This window comes from Pseudomonas palmensis, from assembly GCF_049942755.1.
GTDB classification, from domain to species: domain Bacteria; phylum Pseudomonadota; class Gammaproteobacteria; order Pseudomonadales; family Pseudomonadaceae; genus Aquipseudomonas; species Aquipseudomonas palmensis.
Window position 1 is genome coordinate 3,978,322 of record NZ_CP187958.1, and the last position, 17,853, is coordinate 3,996,174.

At 66.1% G+C, this 17,853-nt stretch carries 13 protein-coding genes; 1 reads left to right on the forward strand and 12 read right to left on the reverse strand.

All coding sequences use genetic code 11. The features are described from left to right. Positions 1 to 73 precede the first annotated feature (73 nt). The 11 genes from ACPRTJ_RS18490 to ACPRTJ_RS18540 form a co-directional block, all read right to left on the reverse strand. Positions 74 to 1,696 carry a BatD family protein gene (locus ACPRTJ_RS18490; RefSeq protein WP_088514246.1) on the reverse strand — a complete coding sequence of 541 codons (1,623 nt, stop codon included), beginning with the start codon at positions 1,694 to 1,696 and terminating at the stop codon, positions 74 to 76. Continuing rightward, positions 1,693 to 3,411: a vWA domain-containing protein gene (locus ACPRTJ_RS18495; RefSeq protein WP_104572781.1), complete on the reverse strand. Its 1,719-nt coding sequence runs from the start codon at positions 3,409 to 3,411 to the stop codon at positions 1,693 to 1,695. The genes ACPRTJ_RS18490 and ACPRTJ_RS18495 overlap by 4 nt, the downstream gene beginning before the upstream one ends. Continuing rightward, positions 3,408 to 4,484 carry a vWA domain-containing protein gene (locus tag ACPRTJ_RS18500; RefSeq protein WP_054916214.1) on the reverse strand — a complete coding sequence of 359 codons (1,077 nt, stop codon included), beginning with the start codon at positions 4,482 to 4,484 and terminating at the stop codon, positions 3,408 to 3,410. The genes ACPRTJ_RS18495 and ACPRTJ_RS18500 overlap by 4 nt, the downstream gene beginning before the upstream one ends. Then, the gene (locus tag ACPRTJ_RS18505; RefSeq protein ID WP_043864624.1) at positions 4,477 to 4,971 is read right to left on the reverse strand and encodes a DUF4381 domain-containing protein; all 495 of its coding nucleotides are present in this window, start codon (positions 4,969 to 4,971) and stop codon (positions 4,477 to 4,479) included. The genes ACPRTJ_RS18500 and ACPRTJ_RS18505 overlap by 8 nt, the downstream gene beginning before the upstream one ends. After that, the gene (locus tag ACPRTJ_RS18510) at positions 4,968 to 5,912 is read right to left on the reverse strand and encodes a DUF58 domain-containing protein (protein ID WP_054916213.1); all 945 of its coding nucleotides are present in this window, start codon (positions 5,910 to 5,912) and stop codon (positions 4,968 to 4,970) included. Before ACPRTJ_RS18510 ends, ACPRTJ_RS18505 begins: the two co-directional genes overlap by 4 nt. A gap of 4 nt (positions 5,913 to 5,916) precedes the next feature. Next, complete coding sequence (locus ACPRTJ_RS18515) at positions 5,917 to 6,876, reverse strand: AAA family ATPase (RefSeq protein WP_043864622.1); 960 nt, start codon at positions 6,874 to 6,876, stop codon at positions 5,917 to 5,919. Positions 6,877 to 7,096: 220 nt separating this feature from the next. After that, a complete protein-coding gene (locus ACPRTJ_RS18520) occupies positions 7,097 to 8,425 on the reverse strand; it encodes an MFS transporter (protein ID WP_043864621.1) in 1,329 nt (442 codons plus the stop codon). 69 nt (positions 8,426 to 8,494) lie between these two features. Continuing rightward, positions 8,495 to 9,688, reverse strand: a complete 1,194-nt coding sequence (gene lhgO, locus ACPRTJ_RS18525; protein ID WP_426427167.1) for an L-2-hydroxyglutarate oxidase — start codon at positions 9,686 to 9,688, stop codon at positions 8,495 to 8,497. A 97-nt stretch (positions 9,689 to 9,785) separates the two neighbouring features. Continuing rightward, complete coding sequence (locus ACPRTJ_RS18530; RefSeq protein WP_043864619.1) at positions 9,786 to 10,496, reverse strand: FadR/GntR family transcriptional regulator; 711 nt, start codon at positions 10,494 to 10,496, stop codon at positions 9,786 to 9,788. 56 nt (positions 10,497 to 10,552) lie between these two features. Further along, positions 10,553 to 11,320, reverse strand: a complete 768-nt coding sequence (locus ACPRTJ_RS18535) for an amidohydrolase family protein (protein WP_426427168.1) — start codon at positions 11,318 to 11,320, stop codon at positions 10,553 to 10,555. Positions 11,321 to 11,338: 18 nt separating this feature from the next. Beyond that, the gene (locus ACPRTJ_RS18540) at positions 11,339 to 11,692 is read right to left on the reverse strand and encodes a hypothetical protein (RefSeq protein ID WP_043864617.1); all 354 of its coding nucleotides are present in this window, start codon (positions 11,690 to 11,692) and stop codon (positions 11,339 to 11,341) included. A 248-nt stretch (positions 11,693 to 11,940) separates the two neighbouring features. Here ACPRTJ_RS18540 and ACPRTJ_RS18545 point away from each other — a divergent pair, with 248 nt between their 5' ends. Beyond that, a complete protein-coding gene (locus tag ACPRTJ_RS18545; protein WP_116055061.1) occupies positions 11,941 to 16,806 on the forward strand; it encodes an NAD-glutamate dehydrogenase in 4,866 nt (1,621 codons plus the stop codon). A 90-nt stretch (positions 16,807 to 16,896) separates the two neighbouring features. Here ACPRTJ_RS18545 and ppsR read toward each other — a convergent pair whose 3' ends face one another. Further along, positions 16,897 to 17,715, reverse strand: coding sequence for a posphoenolpyruvate synthetase regulatory kinase/phosphorylase PpsR (gene ppsR / locus ACPRTJ_RS18550; protein ID WP_043864615.1), 819 nt, complete (start codon positions 17,713 to 17,715; stop codon positions 16,897 to 16,899). Positions 17,716 to 17,853: the final 138 nt, after the last annotated feature.

The window sequence follows — 17,853 nt, forward strand, 5'->3', positions numbered from 1 at the left end:
GAGCCGGTAGCCGGCTATGGTAACGCGGGTGGCAGGTTTTGGGGGCTGCGATGACCCCTGCGCAGGCGCCGCGTTATTTGGGATAGAGCGGCGGCAGGCTGCCGTTCTCGGCGGCGCTCGGCTGCGCCTGTTCGGCTGCGGGAATGGTGCCGATCGCCCGCCACAGTTCATCGCCCTGCCAGTATTGCCCGCTCTCGCTGTACAGCGCGCCGTTGAGCCCGTCCAGCGCATCCGACAGCGGCACGAAGCGCGCCGCCATCTCGGCCAGGGTCTCGGGCTGCTGGCGGGCCCAGGCATCCAGCGCCTGGCGGGTGGCCTGCGGGTCGTTGGCCTGGCAGGCACGCTTGAGGTCGTCGAGCAGGGTGCGCGGGCTCGGCCCGCTCTGCGCCGCACGCATTACCGCCGGCTGCGAGCGTGCGCGCCACCACAGGGCGAAGCCGAGCAGGGTGGTCAGGGCCAGCAGCAGCGTGCTCAGTTGCCACGGCCATAGCGGCCGGTTCTCGAGGTTGACGACGCTGGCCGGGGTGTCTGCCGTGAGGGCAGGGTTGTCTTCGATCTTCAACCCGCGCGCCGGCAGGCTGGTGCGCTCCACGTGCTGTTCGCGGGTGTTCCACCACACCACCTCGAGGCTCGGCAGTTCCAGTGCGCCACTGTGGGTCGGCACTAGCGCCTCGCGTTCCTCGCGCAGGCCTACCAGCCCGCGTTCGCTGACCTCTTCGCGCAGTTGCGGCTGATCCGGGTAACGGCGCAGGCCGTTGACTTCGGTGGCGGGCAGCGGTGGCAGTTGCGCACTGGACAGCCCGTCGGCGCTGAGGATCACGCTGCGCGTCAGCGAGTCGCCGATCTGGGTCGGGGTCTGCGCAGGGTCCGGGCTCCAGCGTTCCTCAAGGCTCAGGCTGCGTGCCGGCAGCCACGGCTGGTCGGCGGGGTACTCGGCCGGTATCGGCAGCACCTGCAAGGGCAGCGGCGTGGAACTGACCCGTACCTGCTTGCCACGTGCCGCGCCGCTGTCGCCCTGGGCCGGCTCGTCGGCGCTGGTGGCGCTGAAGGTCAGGGCGGGTATGCTCAGTGCGCCGCTTTGCTGGGGGAAGATCGCGTAGCGCATCTCGATCACGCCAAAGCGCACGCCGTTGATCAGTTTTTCATAGGTGCGCGACTCGCCCAGCGGTTCGACCCGGGCATTGGCAATTACTAGCGGGCTGAGGCTGCTGTCATCGTAAAGCGACACCGAGTGGTAGATGCGCAGTGTCAGTACGGCCTGGGCCTGCACGTACACGCTGTCTGCGTCCAGGCTGGCATCGATGCTCACCGGCGCCTGGCTGATGTCGCTGGCCGCCTCGGCCGGCAGTACCTGCAACGTCACCGGCTGGCTCTGCGCCTCGCCCAGGTGCAGCACCGGCACCTGGACCGTGCCGCTCTGGCGCGGGCGCAGGGTGATGATCCAGCGGGTATTGGCCTGGGTCTGGCCGTCGAGGCTCTTGAGGCTGTTGACCTGGCGCGTGTCGCGCACTTCGAAGTCGGCCTGCAGCGGGGTCAGGTCGGGCTTGCCGAACTGGGTCACGTCTTCGATTTCCAGGGTCAGCTCCAGGGTTTCGCCCGCGATCAGGCGGCTGCGGTCGACGCTGGCGAGCAGCGTCGCCGCCTGCACCTGCAGGGCGAACAAGAAGCTGAAAACCAGGGCGCAGACGCGGATCATTTGGGGCTTTCCTGATGCAGTTGCTGTTCGTACCAGAACTTGCGGCGCAACAGCTCGGACGGGTTGTCCGGGATCTGGCGCAGCCATTGTTCCAGGGCCTGGCGCTGCTCGGCATCCAGGCTGCTGTCGACGGGGCGCTGCGGTGGCCGGGTGGTGTCTTCGTCCGGCGGCTCGCTGGCGTTGTGCGCGTGCTCTGGCGCGGTGGCGGTGTCTTCGCCGGCGCCGGCCTTGGCATCGCCCTGGCTGCTGTCGCTGCTGTTCGATTGCTGGCCGTTGCTGGCCGAATCGGTCGGCAGGTCGGGCCGGCCCTGAGGCGGGTCTTCGGTGGCCGGCGGTTGCTGGGGCTGTTCGGGCTGGCGGCGCAGCAGCTGCTCGACCAGATCCTTGTTGGCCTGGGCCGCTTCCAGCTCGGGTTCCAGCTCCAGGGCCTGCTCCCAGGCATCCACGGCCGCCTCCAGTTCGCCGCTGCGGGCCAGGGCATTGCCGCGATTGTAATGGGCGCTGGCGTTGCTGGCCCGTGCGAATTCACGGGCGGCGCCAGCATAGTCGCCAGCCTGGTACAGCGCCATGCCTTTCCATTGCGGGTCTTCGAAGTGGCGGGCGGCCTCGGCCGGACGCTGCTGTTCGAGCAGGCGCTGGCCCTGCTGGTCGGGACGCAGCCACAGGTCGTTGAAGGTGAAGGCATGGCTCGGTTGCGGCAGCAGGCCGAGCAGCAGCGGCAGGCAGAACAGCCAGCCACGCCGGCCAGCGCACGCGGCCAGCAGCAGTAGCGGGATCAGCAGCCAGTAGCCCTGGTCGGCCCAGCTGTCCAGTTGCAGGGTCTGGCCGTCGGCGCGCAGCGCCTGGGGATTGTCGAACAGGCCCAGGCCGCGCAGGTCGAGGTCGTCGATGCGCGCCTTGCGGTAACGCCCGCCGGTACTGTTGATGAAGGCCTTGAGCTCGGCGCTGTCCAGGCGCGGAACCAGGATTGCCCCGTCCGCGTCCTTGAGGTATTCGCCGTTGGTCTGCCTGACCGGCGCGCCTTCGGGGGTGCCCACGCCCAGCATCAGCAGCTTGGGACCATGACGCCCCAGTGCCTGGGTGATGCCCTGACGTTCCTGCGGGCTGAGCGAGGAGCCGATCAGCAGCAGGCGCCCCTGGCCCAGCGCGCCCTGGGCCAGCAGTGCCAGCGCCTTGCGTACCGCCAGGTCGGCGCGCTGACCAGGTTGCGGCATGATGGCGGGGTCCAGGGCGTCGAGCAGGTTGCGGCTGGTGGCCAGGTCGTCGGACAGCGGCACCAGGGTGTGTGCGCTGCCGGCATACACGATGATCGCGGTCTGGCTATCGCGGCGGTGTTCGAGCAGGTCGAGCAGCTTGCGTCTGGCCTGCTGCAGGCGGTTGGGCGGGGTGTCGTCGGCGAGCATCTGCGGGGTCAGTTCGAGCATGACCACCAGCGGGTCGGCGGCGCGCTGGCGGGTCTCTTCCAGGCGCTCCCAGCTGGGGCCGACCAGGGCCAGCACGGCCAGCAGCCAGGCCAGGCCCAGGGCGATCCACGGCAGCTTGCTGTCGCGGCCATTGCCGCCGCCCAGCAGCACGGCATGGAACGCCGCGGGCAGGATCATCTGCCAGCGTCCGGCGCGCTTTTGTCGGTGCCACAGCTTCCACAGCAGCCAGCCGAGCAGCGGCAGCAGCAACAGCCAGGCCGGGCGCAACCATTGGGGCCAGAGCTCGATCATCGACGCCTCCGCAGGCGCAGGCGCTTGAGGCGCTCGCGCCATTCGGGGTGCGGCTGCAGAAAGTGCGGCCGGCGCAGCAGGCGTTGCAGCAGGTTGTCGGGCCAGCGATCGCGCACCACCAGCAGTACGCTCAGGCCCAGCGCCAGGGCCAGCGGCCAGCTGTACAGGGCATGCGCGGTACGCGCCTGGGTCGGTTGCTGGGCTACCGGCTCGAGGCGGTCGAGGGTCTGGCCGATGGCGTTGAGTTCGTTGCCGTCGCGGGCGCGGAAGTAGGCGCCGTGGGTGACCTCGGCGATCTCCCTGAGCGAGGCTTCGTCCAGGTCCAGGCTCGGGTTGAGCCCGAGCATGCCGGCGGTGCCGGTTTCGTCCGGGTCGGCGCCGATGCCGATGGTGTAGATCCTGATGCTTTCCTGGGCGGCCAGGCGCGCGGCGGTCAGCGGGTGGATCTGCCCGCCGTTGTTGGCGCCATCGGTCAGCAGAATCAGCACGCGGCTTTGCGCAGGGCGCATGCGCAGGCGCTTGACCGCCAGGCCGATGGCATCGCCAATGGCGGTGTTCTTGCCGGCGATACCGATCTGCGCTTCGTCGAGAAAGCTGCGCACGGTGCGTCGGTCGAACGTCAGCGGGGCCTGCAGGTAGGCCTGGCTGCCGAACAGGATGAGCCCCACGCGGTCGCCTTCACGCGCTTGCAGAAAGTCGCCCATCAGTTGCTTGACCAGGGTCAGGCGGCTGACGTCCTCGTCGTCCCAGCGCATGTCGGGGAAGTCCATCGAGCCGGACACGTCCACCGCCACCAGCAGATCGCGCCCACTGGCGGCCACCGGCAGCGGCTCGCCCAGCCATTGCGGGCGTGCGGCGGCGCACAGCAACAGCAGCCACACCAGCACGAACGGCGCCTGCTGGCGCCAGGTCGGGAGGTTGAGCCGCGCGCGGCGCCCGGCCAGGCCTTCGAGTTCGTCCAGAAAGCTCACCTTGAGCACCGGTTCGCCGCTGTCGGCGGCCGGCAGCAGCAGACGGGCCAGCCACGGCAGCGGCAACAGCGCGAAGACCCACGGCCAGGCCAGTTCAAACATGTTTGCGAATCCAGGTGTCGACCGCCTGGTTGAGCCCGGCGATGGCCTTGTCGTCAAGCCGGCACTCGGGCTTGTAGGCGCCTTCCACCAGTACCATCCAGCGGGTCAGGCCGGCGGCCGGGCAGCGGTTGTCGAGAAACGCCAGCCACTTGCGCCCGTTGAGGGTGTGACTGTGGCTGTCGGGATAGTGGTTGCGGCACAGGCGTTTGAGCAGGGCGTTGATCTGCTGCAGCCAGGCACCGGCCGGTGCGCCGTCGTAGGGCTTGGGCAGCGCCGCCAGCTCTGCCAGGGCGGCGATGCGGATCGGTTCCAGCGGTTGTTCGGCGCGTGGCAGCGGAGCCTTGCGCGGGCGCCAGTGACGCAGCCGCCACAGGCCCCAGGCGAGCACGGGCAGCAATGCCAGCAGCACCCACCAGCCCGGCGCGGGCGGCCACGCGCCGATGGGGGCGGGGGCGATCAGCGGTTGCAGTGCGTCCAGTGGGTTCATCGGCTTTTACCCGAACGTTGCGGGTCGAGGTATTCGCGCAGTTGCTCGATCATTTCGCTCTGGGTGCTCAAGGGCATCAGCACCACGCGCAGTTTCTGGGCCAGCAGTTCCCAGCGTTCGATGCGTGCCTCGCTCTGCTGGCGATAGCTCTTGCGCAGGTTGGCATCCAGGGTATCGAGCTCCAGCTGTGCGCCGCGCTGGGCAAAGCGCAACAAGCCGGCGGCGGGCAGGGCGTGGTCGAGTGGGTCGGACACCGGCAGCAGCAGCAGGTCGCAGTGGCGCGCCAGCAGGCTCATCTGTTGCTCCACCCCGGGGGTGAGCGCGCGTTCGTCGCAGATCACGATGGCCAGGCTGCCCGGGCGCAGCACTTCGCGGGCGCGGCGCAGGGCGATGTTGAGGTTGTCGCCCTGGGGCTGGGCCTCGGTGTGCAGCGACTGGTTGACCCGCGCCAGGCGGTTGAGCAGTTGCAGCAGGCTCTGCTTGCTGCGCCGTGGCTTGATTTCATAGTGCTCGTTGTCGCCGAACACCAGGCCGCCGATGCGGTCGTTGTGGCCCAGCGCGGCCCAGCCGATCAGGGCGGCGGCCTGGGCGGCAAGTACCGACTTGAACATCAGCCCGGAGCCGAAGAACAGGCGTCGGCTCTGTTCGACCAAAATGAAGATAGGCCGCTCGCGCTCTTCGTGGAACAGCTTGGTGTGGGGTTCCTGGGTGCGGGCGGTGACTCGCCAGTCGATGTTGCGCACATCGTCGCCGGCCTGGTAAACGCGCACCTGGTCGAAGTCCACGCCGCGCCCGCGCAGGCGCGAGTGATGCAGGCCCACCAGCGGGCTGCGTTGCCCGGGTGCGGAGAACAGCTGCACCTCGCGCACGCGATGACGCATCTCGATCAGCTCGGAAAGGCCGATGCGGATGCCGGGTTCGGCCTGCGCTGAAAGAGGCATGGCTTCAGGCCACGGCGACGACGTCGAGGATGCGCTGGATCACCCGGTCCTGGTCGATACCGGCCGCTTCGGCCTCGAACGAAAGAATGATGCGGTGGCGCAGCACATCGAACAGCACCGCCTGGATGTCTTCGGGGCTCACGAAGTCGCGTCCGGCCAGCCAGGCGTGGGCGCGTGCGCAGCGGTCCAGGGCAATGGAGCCGCGCGGGCTGGCGCCGTAGGCGATCCAGTCGCCGAGTTCGGCGTCGTACTTGGCACCGGTGCGGGTGGCCATCACCAGTTGCACCAGGTACTCCTCCACTGCGTCGGCCATGTACAGGCCGAGGATCTCCTTGCGTGCGGCGAAGATCGCCTGCTGGCTGACCCGGCGTTCGGGCTTGGTTTCGCCGTTGAGCGCCTCGCCGCGCGCCTGCTGCAGGATGCGCCGCTCCACGGCGGCATCGGGAAAGCCGATTTTCACGTGCATCAGGAAACGGTCGAGCTGGGCTTCGGGCAGCGGGTAGGTGCCTTCCTGCTCGATGGGGTTCTGCGTGGCCATCACCAGGAACAGGGGCGACAGCTCGTAGGTGCTGCGCCCCACGCTGACCTGGCGCTCGGCCATGGCCTCGAGCAGGGCAGACTGGACCTTGGCCGGGGCGCGGTTGATTTCGTCGGCCAGCACCAGGTTGTGGAAGATCGGACCCTGCTGGAACACGAAGCTGCCGGTTTCAGGGCGATAGATTTCGGTGCCGGTGATGTCGGCGGGCAGCAGGTCGGGGGTGAACTGGATGCGGTGGAACTGCGCCTCGACGCCTTCGGCGAGTTCCTTGATGGCCTTGGTCTTGGCCAGGCCCGGCGCACCCTCCACCAGCATATGACCATCGGCGAGCAGCACGATGAGCAGGCGCTCGACCAGTTTTTCCTGGCCAAGAATCTGGGTGGAGAGAAAGGTGCGCAGCGCGATGAGCGCTTCACGATGTTCCATCGGGACGGTTCCTGGGCGTGCGCCCGGGGGGAGGGCAACAACGCCCGGGCAGGGGCTGATACTTTAATCCATCCGGGGGTGCGGCGACTAATGGTGGGTGGGTAAATTTGAGCGCAGATCACAAATCATCGGTGCCGCCATCGCGGGTCAAGCCCGCTCCCACAAGGTCGGCGCTGTTCTTGTGGGAGCGGGCTTGACCCGCGATGATTAGCCAGGCGAGTCAGTTCTTGAAGCTGGAGTGCTTGCGCCCCTGGTCACACAGGGCGAACACCACCACGAACACTGCGGCAATCGCCAGGATCGCCACCACGCCGTCGGTCGAATGGGTCGGCGAGCTGGCCACCAGTGCCAGGCCGCCCAGTGGCGCCAGGCCACCGGCCACCGCGGTGCCGATCTCGCGCCCGGTGCCAAAGCCCGAAGAGCGCGTGGCCGTGGGGAACTGGCGGCTGAGGAACGAACCCTGCGGGGCGAACATCATCGGCGCCAGCAGGCCGGTACCAATGGCGATGGCGATGTAGATCATCAGCGGCTCGGCGGTGTTGAGCAGGGCCATGAACGGGTACGCGAACAATACCGAGAACAGACCGCCCATGATCAGCACGGCCTTGCTGCTCCATTTGTCGCACAACCAGCCGAAGCATGGCACCGCCACGATCGCCACCAGGCTGGCAATGGTCACCGACAGCGAGGTCACGTGGGCCTCCACACCCTTGAACTGGGTCAGGTAGGCCAGCGAGAAGGTCTTGAAGATGTAGCTCAGGGCGTTGTAGCCGATGGCCACGAAGAACACCACGGCCAGGCCCTTGAGGTCGTTCTTGAACAGCGCCTTGAGCGGCGACACCTTGGCTTTTTTCGGCGCCTGCTCGAGTTCGGCGAACTGCGGGGTTTCCGGAATGCTGCGGCGTACCCAGAAGCCCACGCCCACCAGCACGATGCTGCAGATGAACGGGATGCGCCAGCCGCCCGAGAGCAGGAAGTCGTTGCCGTTCATGGTCAGCAGGTACACGGTCAGCGACGACAGCAGCAGGCCCAGGTTGAGCCCCAGCGCAGGCCAGGCACCCTGACTGCCGCGCTTGCCTTCGCTGGCATGTTCGTAGCTGGTCACGGCCGCGGCGGATAGCTCGGCGCCCGCGCCCAGGCCCTGGATGATGCGCACCAGCACCAGGATGATCGGCGCCCAGATGCCAATGCTGGCGTAGCTGGGGATCAGGCCGATCAGGGTGGTGCACAGGCCCATCATGCAGAAGGTCACCACCAGTACCTGCTTGCGCCCGAAACGGTCGCCCAGGTAGCCGAACAGCACGCCGCCGAACGGGCGCGCGATAAAGCCGATGGCAAAGGTGGAGAAGGCCAGCAGCGAGGCAACCTGAGGGTTGCTGGCGTCGAAGAAGATCTTCGAGAACACGATGGCCGCCATGGTGGCGTACAGGTAGAAGTCGTACCACTCCAGCATCGAGCCGAAGATGGTGGCCGCCGCGACCTTGCGCAGGCGCTTCCTGTTCTGTTCCGGGGTTTCGGTTGCGGTGGTGACCGCTTCATGTACCGACATCGAGAGATTCCTTGTTGGTCTTTGTAGTTATTTTCAAGCGGGCGGCGGGCGCCCGTGCAGCAATGCGGATCAGCGTGGTGTGAGCAGGCGGTCGGCGATCATTTCGCCGATCGGGATGGCCGAGGTGGCTGCCGGCGACGGTGCGTTGCACACGTGGACCATGCGCGGGGTCTCGGCGAACAGGAAGTCGTGCACCAGGGTGCCGTCACGCATCACCGCCTGGGCGCGGATGCCCGCCTCGTAGGGCAGCAGGTCGTCGACCTCGAGCGAAGGGCAGTATTTGCGGCACTGTTCCAGGTAGCCGCGCTTGAACAGCGAGTTCTTCATCTCGGTGGTGCCCGAACCGAGGTTGTTCCACAGGGTTTTCCAGAAGCCGGGGAAGCGGGCGTACTGCGCCACGTCGCGCCAGTTGATCGAGAACTTGCCGTAGTTCTCGCGGCCCAGGCCCAGCACCGCATTCGGCCCGACAGTGACGCTGCCGTCGATCATGCGGGTGAGGTGCACGCCCAGAAACGGCAGCTCCGGGTCGGGGATCGGGTAGATCAGGTGATTGACGATCTGGTTCTTGGTGGCTGGCAGGCGGAAGTACTCGCCGCGAAACGGGATGATCTGGTGGTCGATCCTGACCCCGGCCAGCGCCGCCAGGCGGTCCGACTGCAGACCGGCGCAGGCGACCAGCTGCCTGGCGCGCCATACGCGGTCTTCGCTGCTGATGGTGACGCTGTCGCCGCTTTCGGCGATCGCCGCCACGCGGGTGTCCAGGCAGATCTCGCTGCCGGCGGCCTGGATGACCTTGGCCATGGCCTGGCACACCTGCTTGTAGTCGACGATGCCGGTGGCATCGAGGAACAGCCCGCCCAGGCCGACGATGTTCGGCTCACGACGGCGCAGTTCGGCGGCATCCAGGCGCTCGACCTTCAGCCCGTTCTGTTGCGAGCGCTCGTACAGCGCCTGCATGCGTTGCACCTCGAGCGGGTTGGACGCCACCAGCAGCTTGCCGCACACCTCGTACTTGATGGCGTGGGTGTCGCAGAAGTCTTTGGTGGCCTGGGCGCCGCGCTTGCACAGGTCGGCCTTGAGGCTGCCGGGTGCGTAGTAGATGCCGGCGTGGATGACCCCGCTGTTATGGCCGGTCTGGTGCCGGGCCAGTGTGGTTTCCTTCTCCAGGATGACCAGCGAGGCGCCAGGCTGGCGCTTGAGCAGCGCCATGGCGGTGGCGAGGCCGACGATGCCGCCGCCGATGATGCAGTAGTCGTAAATCATGCAGGGGTCACCTTGGTATTCTTATCTGGTTATCAGGTTGTCAGACTAAGTAGTGCGAAGAAAAGGGCGCTGATCCGCAGCGCCCGTCACGTGATGTTCATTCCATGGCTGGCAGGTCCAGCTTCAGGCGCTTGGCCGAGGCCCGCAGGTGCGCTTCGGCGCAGGCCGCGGCGCGCTGGCGGTCACCGTCGGCAATCGCCTGGTACAGCGCCTGGTGTTCGCGATTGGCGTCGGCCGAGCCGCCTACCGAATGCGCCGCCGAGTTCTCCCACGCGGTCTTGCGCGCGGCAGCCAGCTGGCCGCGCAGAAAGTCATGGAAGGCGACGAAGTAGTCGTTCTTGCTGGCTTCGGCAATTGCGCGGTGAAACTCCACGTCGGCAGCCGCGGCCACGTCGAACTGGCTGCGCTTGTCGATCATTTCCTGCAGGGCCTTGGCCATGCGCGCCAGGTCTGCCTGGTCGCGGCGCTGGGCGGCAATCGAAGCGGCCTGGGTTTCGATCCACAGGCGCACTTCGAACATCTGCACCAAGTCGGCACTGCGCCCGTTGTTGCTGGGGAAGCGGAACACCGTGCCGGTCGGGTTCTGCGAAATGTACGAGCCCAGCCCGCGCCGGGCGATCAGTACACCATCGGCCTTGAGCTGGGAGATCGCCTCGCGCACCACCGAGCGGCTGACATTCAGCTGTTCGGCCAGTTGCTGCTCGGTGGGCAGGCGTGCTTCGGCGGCCAGGCGCCCCGAGTCGATCTCGGTGCGGATGGCGCTGACGACGCGTTCCACCAGGGTGTCGGGGCGTTGAAGCTCGAGCATGAAGGATAAAGCCAGTAGGTCAGGTTGTCAGACAATGCCCGTGCAGTTGCATGTTGTCAAGAATGTGCCTGGGGTTGCAGGCGATAGAACGCCCGTGCGTTACCCCACAGCACGCGCTCGACACTGGTGCTGCCCAGCGTGTGGCGGATCAGCTGGATATCGGCCGGGTCGAACGGGCGCGGTGCGCGGGTGGAGGGCAGGTCGCTGCCGAACATCAGGGCGTGGGGGTTGGCGGCATCGATGTCGCGCAAGGCAGCGGCCACATCGAAATCGACCCGGCCAAAGCCGCAGGCCTTGATGCGCACACCTGCCTCGGCCAGTTGTAGCAGCGCCGGCAGGCCTTCGCGGCGCAGGCCCAGGTGGTCGATGCTCACCGCCGGCAAGCGGCGCAGCAGCGGGGTCAGCTCGCCCAGCTCGCGCGAATCGACGTACAGCTCGACGTGCCAGCCGGCCAGTTCGAACACGCGCAGGGCCATGGCTTCGAGCTGATCGGCCGGCGCCGAGCCGCCGCGCTTGAGGTTGAAGCGCAGCGCACGCACGCCGGCGGCATCCAGCGCGAGCAGCTCGGCATCGCTGATGCCGGCCGGCACCTGTGTCACCCCCACGTAGCCTGGGCCCAGCTGTTTCAAGGCGGCCAGCAGGTAGCCCTGGTCGAAGGCCTGGAACGAGCCCGACACCACCGCGCCGCCGCAGATGCCCAGCGGCGTGACGGCCGCCAGGTAGTCTTCGGTGGTGAAGGCCTCGGGCAGGTAGCCGTTGTTGGGCACCAGCGCGAAGCGCGGGTCGATGATGTGGCAGTGGGCGTCGAAGATCGGCTGGGGCATGGGGGCTCCTTGACGGGGTTACAGCTCGCTGACGTAGGTGCCGGTGCCCTTGAGGATGTTCTGCAGGGTCTGCTCGACTTCGGCGAGGTCGGTGCCGTCGCTGCTGAGGGTGATTTCCAGATGATCGGCGCCGTTGAACACGTCGGCGTCTCCCGGTGCCACTTCGATCAGCAGGCGCCTGGCACTGAGGGTGACCTTGATGCCGTCCAGTGTGCTCGGTTCGTCATCCAGGGTGATGTCCACCGTGTCTTCGTCCGGGTAGCGGGTCATGAGGAACATCTGGCCCTTGTCGCTGTGGCAGCACAGGGTGGCCATGTTGTCTTCTTCATCATCGCAGGGGGTGGCGAAGAGCAGGGGGGTGGTCAGTTGCATGGACGGCTCGGTGGTCAAGAAGTGAAACGCGAGTGTGCCAGTCTTCGGTCAATGGATAAATCGCCGCCTGCCGCTGATTGACCGAATATGTCGCAGCATCGCAAGCAGGGGTGACCGGCCAGTCGTTAAGCTGCCCTGTCGATGGACAACCCGACGACACCCAGCGTGTGGTTGGCTATGGTTGATCCGAGCATGACGGCATGTGCGCGACGCTTCACTCAATAACAAGCCCAAGCGGAGTACCACAGATGGCGTTTTTCACCGCAGCCAGCAAAGCCGACTTCCAGCATCAACTGCAGGCGGCCCTGGCGCAGCACATCGGGGAACAGGCACTGCCACAAGTGGCGCTGTTTGCCGAGCAGTTCTTTGGCATCATCTCTCTTGACGAATTGACCCAGCGTCGCCTCTCCGACCTGGCCGGCTGCACCCTCTCGGCCTGGCGCATCATCGAACGCTTCGACCACACCGAACCCCAGGTTCGGGTCTACAACCCCGATTACGAACGCCACGGCTGGCAGTCCACCCACACGGCCGTGGAAGTGCTGCACCATGACCTGCCGTTTCTGGTCGACTCGGTGCGTACCGAGCTCAACCGCCGCGGCTACAGCATCCATACCCTGCAGACCACCGTGCTCAGCGTGCGTCGCGGGGCCAAGGGCGAGCTGCTGGAGATTCTGCCCAAGGGCACCCAGGGTGAGGGCATCCTGCAGGAATCGCTGATGTACCTGGAGATCGACCGCTGCGCCAATGCCGCCGAGCTCAACCTGCTGGCCCGCGAGTTGGAGCAGGTGCTGGCCGAAGTGCGCGTGGTGGTGGCCGATTTCGAGCCGATGAAGGCCAAGGTGCGCGAGCTGCTCGAGCTGATCGACCACACGGCCTACGCCCCGGCCGCTGCCGAGAAGGACGAGGTCAAGAGCTTCCTGCAATGGCTGGTGAGCAACCATTTCACCTTCCTGGGCTACGAAGAGTTCGTGGTCAAGGCCGACGCCCAGGGCGGCCAGCTGGAGTATGACGAGCAGTCCTTCCTCGGCCTGACCCGCCGCCTGCGCAGCGGCCTCAGCGCCGACGACCTGCGCATCGAAGACTACGCCGTCAATTACCTCAACGAGCCGCTGCTGCTGTCGTTCGCCAAGGCCGCGCACCCCAGCCGTGTGCACCGCCCGGCCTACCCGGACTACGTGTCGATCCGCCAGCTGGACGCCGACGGCAAGGTGATCAAGGAATGCCGCTTCATGGGCCTGTACACCTCGTCGGTGTATGGCGAAAGTGTGCGGGTGATCCCGTACATTCGCGGCAAGGTCGCCGAAGTGGAGCGCCGTTCGGGCTTCGACGCCAAGGCCCACCTGGGCAAGGAGCTGGCCCAGGTACTTGAGGTGCTGCCGCGCGACGACCTGTTCCAGACCCCGGTGGACGAGCTGTTCAGCACCGTGATGTCGATCGTGCAGATCCAGGAGCGCAACAAGATTCGCGTGTTCCTGCGCAAGGACCCCTACGGGCGCTTCTGCTACTGCCTGGCCTATGTGCCGCGCGACATCTATTCCACCGAGGTGCGCCAGAAGATCCAGCAGGTGCTGATGGAGCGCCTGAAGGCCAGCGACTGCGAGTTCTGGACCTTCTTCTCCGAGTCGGTGCTGGCCCGCGTGCAACTGATTCTGCGAGTCGACCCGAAAAACCGCATCGACATCGACCCCCAGCAGCTGGAAAACGAAGTGGTGCAGGCCTGCCGTTCGTGGCAGGACGACTATGCCAGCCTGACCGTCGAGAGCTTCGGCGAGGCCCAGGGCACCAATGTGCTGGCCGACTTCCCCAAAGGCTTCCCGGCCGGCTACCGCGAGCGCTTTGCCGCGCATTCGGCGGTGGTGGACATGCAGCACCTGCTGACCCTGTCCGACAGCAAGCCGTTGGTGATGAGCTTCTACCAGCCGCTGACCCAGGCCGGCAAACAGCAACTGCACTGCAAGCTGTACCACGCCGACACCCCGCTGGCGCTGTCGGACGTGCTGCCGATCCTGGAAAACCTGGGCCTGCGCGTACTGGGCGAGTTCCCGTACCGTCTTCGCCACAGCAATGGCCGCGAGTTCTGGATTCATGACTTTGCCTTCACCTACAGCGAAGGCCTGAACCTGGATATCCAGCAGCTCAACGACACCCTGCAGGACGCCTTCGTGCACATCGTCAACGGCGACGCCGAAAACGATGCGTTCAACCGTCTGGTACTGACCGCCGGCCTGCCGTGGCGCGACGTGGCGCTGCTGCGCGCCTATGCCCGCTACCTCAAGCAGATTCGCCTGGGCTTCGACCTGGGCTACATCGCCAGCACCCTGAACAACCATACCGACATCGCCCGCGAGCTGACCCGGCTGTTCAAGACCCGCTTCTACCTGGCGCGCAAGCTGGCCGGGGATGACCTGGACGACAAGCAGCAACGCCTGGAACAGGCGATCCTGACCGCGCTGGACGACGTGCAGGTGCTCAACGAAGACCGCATCCTGCGTCGCTACCTGGACCTGATCAAGGCCACCCTGCGCACCAACTTCTACCAGACCGACGCCAATGGCCAGGCCAAGTCGTACTTCAGCTTCAAGTTCAACCCAAGGCTGATTCCCGAGCTGCCCAAGCCGGTGCCCAAGTTCGAGATCTTCGTGTATTCGCCGCGGGTCGAGGGCGTGCACCTGCGCTTTGGCAACGTGGCACGCGGCGGGCTGCGCTGGTCGGACCGCGAAGAGGACTTCCGTACCGAAGTGCTGGGCCTGGTGAAGGCGCAGCAGGTGAAGAACTCGGTGATCGTGCCGGTGGGTGCCAAGGGTGGCTTCCTGCCGCGCCGCCTGCCGCTGGGCGGCAGCCGCGACGATATCCAGGCCGAAGGCATCGCCTGCTACCGCATCTTCATTTCCGGCCTGCTGGACATTACCGACAACCTCAAGGACGGCGTGCTGGTGCCGCCGGTCAACGTGGTGCGTCACGACGATGACGACCCGTACCTGGTGGTGGCGGCCGACAAGGGCACCGCGACCTTCTCGGACATCGCCAACGGCATCGCCATCGACTACGGCTTCTGGCTGGGCGACGCCTTTGCCTCGGGCGGCTCGGCCGGCTACGACCACAAGAAGATGGGGATTACCGCCCGTGGCGCGTGGGTTGGCGTGCAGCGCCATTTCCGCGAGCGTGGCATCAACGTGCAGCAGGACCCGATCACCGTGGTCGGTGTGGGCGACATGGCCGGCGACGTGTTCGGCAACGGCCTGCTGATGTCCGACAAGCTGCAACTGGTGGCTGCCTTCAACCACCTGCATATCTTCATCGACCCGAACCCGGAGCCTGCCAGCAGCTTTGCCGAGCGCAAGCGCCTGTTCGACCTGCCGCGGTCGGCCTGGAGCGACTACGACACCAGCATCATGTCCGAAGGTGGCGGGATCTTCTCGCGCAGTGCCAAGAGCATCGCCATCAGCCCGCAGATGAAGGAACGCTTTGCCATCGAGGCCGACAAGCTGACCCCGACCGAGCTGCTCAATGCGCTGCTCAAGGCGCCGGTCGACCTGCTGTGGAACGGCGGTATCGGCACCTACGTCAAGTCCAGCGAAGAGAGCCACGCCGATGTGGGCGACAAGGCCAACGACGCGTTGCGCGTGGACGGCAACGAGCTGCGCTGCAAGGTGGTGGGCGAGGGCGGCAACCTGGGCATGACCCAGCTGGGTCGGGTCGAGTTCGGCCTCAACGGCGGCGCGACCAACACCGACTTCATCGACAACGCCGGTGGCGTGGACTGCTCCGACCACGAGGTCAACATCAAGATCCTGCTCAACGAGGTGGTGCAGGCCGGTGACATGACCGAGAAGCAGCGCAACCAGTTGCTGGGCAGCATGACCGACGAAGTGTCTGCGCTGGTGCTGGGCAACAACTACAAGCAGACCCAGGCACTGTCGCTGGCGGCGCGCCGGGCGCGTGAGCGGATTTCCGAGTACAAGCGCCTGATGGCCGACCTGGAAAGTCGCGGCAAGCTGGACCGGGCCATCGAGTTCCTGCCTACCGAAGAGCAACTGGCCGAGCGCATTGCGGCCAACCAGGGCCTGACCCGGGCCGAGCTGTCGGTGCTGATCTCGTACAGCAAGATCGACCTCAAGGAAGCCCTGCTGCAGTCGCTGGTGCCGGATGACGACTACCTGACCCGCGACATGGAGACGGCCTTCCCGCCGTCGCTGGTGAACAAGTTCGCCGAGGCCATGCGTCGCCATCGCCTCAAGCGCGAGATCGTCAGCACCCAGATCGCCAACGACCTGGTCAACAACATGGGCATCACCTTCGTGCAGCGGCTCAAGGAGTCCACGGGCATGAGCCCGGCGAACGTGGCCGGTGCCTACGTGATCGTGCGCGACATCTTCCACCTGCCGCACTGGTTCCGCCAGATCGAGGCGCTGGACTACCTGGTGCCCGCCGAAGTGCAGCTGACGCTGATGGACGAGCTGATGCGCCTGGGCCGCCGGGCCACCCGCTGGTTCCTGCGCAGCCGTCGCAACGAGCAGGATGCCGGGCGTGACGTGGCCCACTTCGGGCCCAAGATCGCGGCGCTGGGGCTCAAGCTGGACGAACTGCTGGAGGGGCCGACCCGCGAGCGCTGGATGACCCGCTACCAGGGCTTCGTCGAAGCCGGCGTGCCGGAGCTGCTGGCGCGCATGGTGGCTGGCACTACGCACCTGTACACCCTGTTGCCGATCATCGAGGCTTCCGATGTGACCGGCCAGGACCCGGCCGAGGTGGCCAAGGCGTTCTTCGCCGTGGGCAGCGCGCTGGACCTGACCTGGTACCTGCAGGAAATCAGCAACCTGCCGGTGGAGAACAACTGGCAGGCACTGGCACGTGAAGCGTTTCGCGATGACATCGACCTGCAGCAGCGCGCCATCACCATCTCCGTGTTGCAGATGGTCGATGCGCCTGCCGACATGGATGCGCGGGTAGCCTTGTGGCTGGCGCAGCATGCGGTGATGGTGGAGCGCTGGCGCGCGATGCTCGATGAGCTGCGTGCGGCCACCGGCACCGATTACGCCATGTACGCGGTGGCCAACCGCGAGCTGGTTGACCTGGCGCTGAGCGGGCAGTCGGCAGCGGTGCCGTCGTGAGCGTGTAGCAGATAAAAAGAAGCCCCGGCCTGTGCCGGGGCTTTCTTTTGGCGGGGTGGGCCGTTGTGCCGGCAAGGCCGGCCGGGCGGCTTACTTGAAGCGCCGCTCCACGCCTTTCTCCACCAGGATCTTGGCGGATATCTCTTCCACCGAAAAATGCGTGGAGTTGATGTTGGGAATGTTCTCGCGCCGGAACAGGTTCTCCACCTCGCGCACCTCGAACTCGCACTGGGCAAAGCTGGCGTAGCGGCTGTTGGGCTTGCGCTCGTGGCGAATGGCAGTGAGGCGGTCGGGGTCGATGGTCAGGCCGAACAGCTTGTGCTGGTGGTTCTTCAAGGCCGGTGGCAGCTGCAGGCGCTCCATGTCGTCTTCGGTCAGCGGGTAGTTGGCTGCGCGAATGCCGAACTGCATGGCCATGTACAGGCAGGTGGGGGTCTTGCCGCAGCGCGATACGCCCACCAGGATCAGGTCGGCCTTGTCGTAGTAGTGGGTGCGCGCACCGTCGTCGTTGTCCAGGGCGAAGTTCACCGCCTCGATGCGCTCCATGTAGTTGGAGTTGCCGCCGATCGAGTGCGATTTGCCCACCGAATACGACGAATGGGCGGTCAGCTCCTGTTCCAGCGGCGCCAGGAAGGTCGAGAAGATGTCGATCATGAAGCCGTTGGAGGTGGCCAGGATCTCGCGGATATCCTGGTTGACGATGGTGTCGAAGATGATCGGGCGCACGCCGTCGCGTTCTGCGGCGGTATTGATTTGCTGTACCATGGTGCGCGCTTTGTCCACGGTGTCGATGTACGGTCGCGTGAACTTGTTGAACCCGATGCTCTCGAATTGTGCCAACAAGCTTTGTCCCAGCGTTTCGGCAGTGATGCCGGTGCCGTCGGAAATAAAGAAAGCAGATCGTTTCATTTGCGCCTTGGGCCTTAAGCTGGTGACGATTCTTGGATATGATACGTTCGGTTTGCCGAACATCCCTGGTCGGCATTCTCACTTATTTTCCAGGTCCAGGCCACAAACGCCCGGTACGGTCACAGCGAACTGACCGGC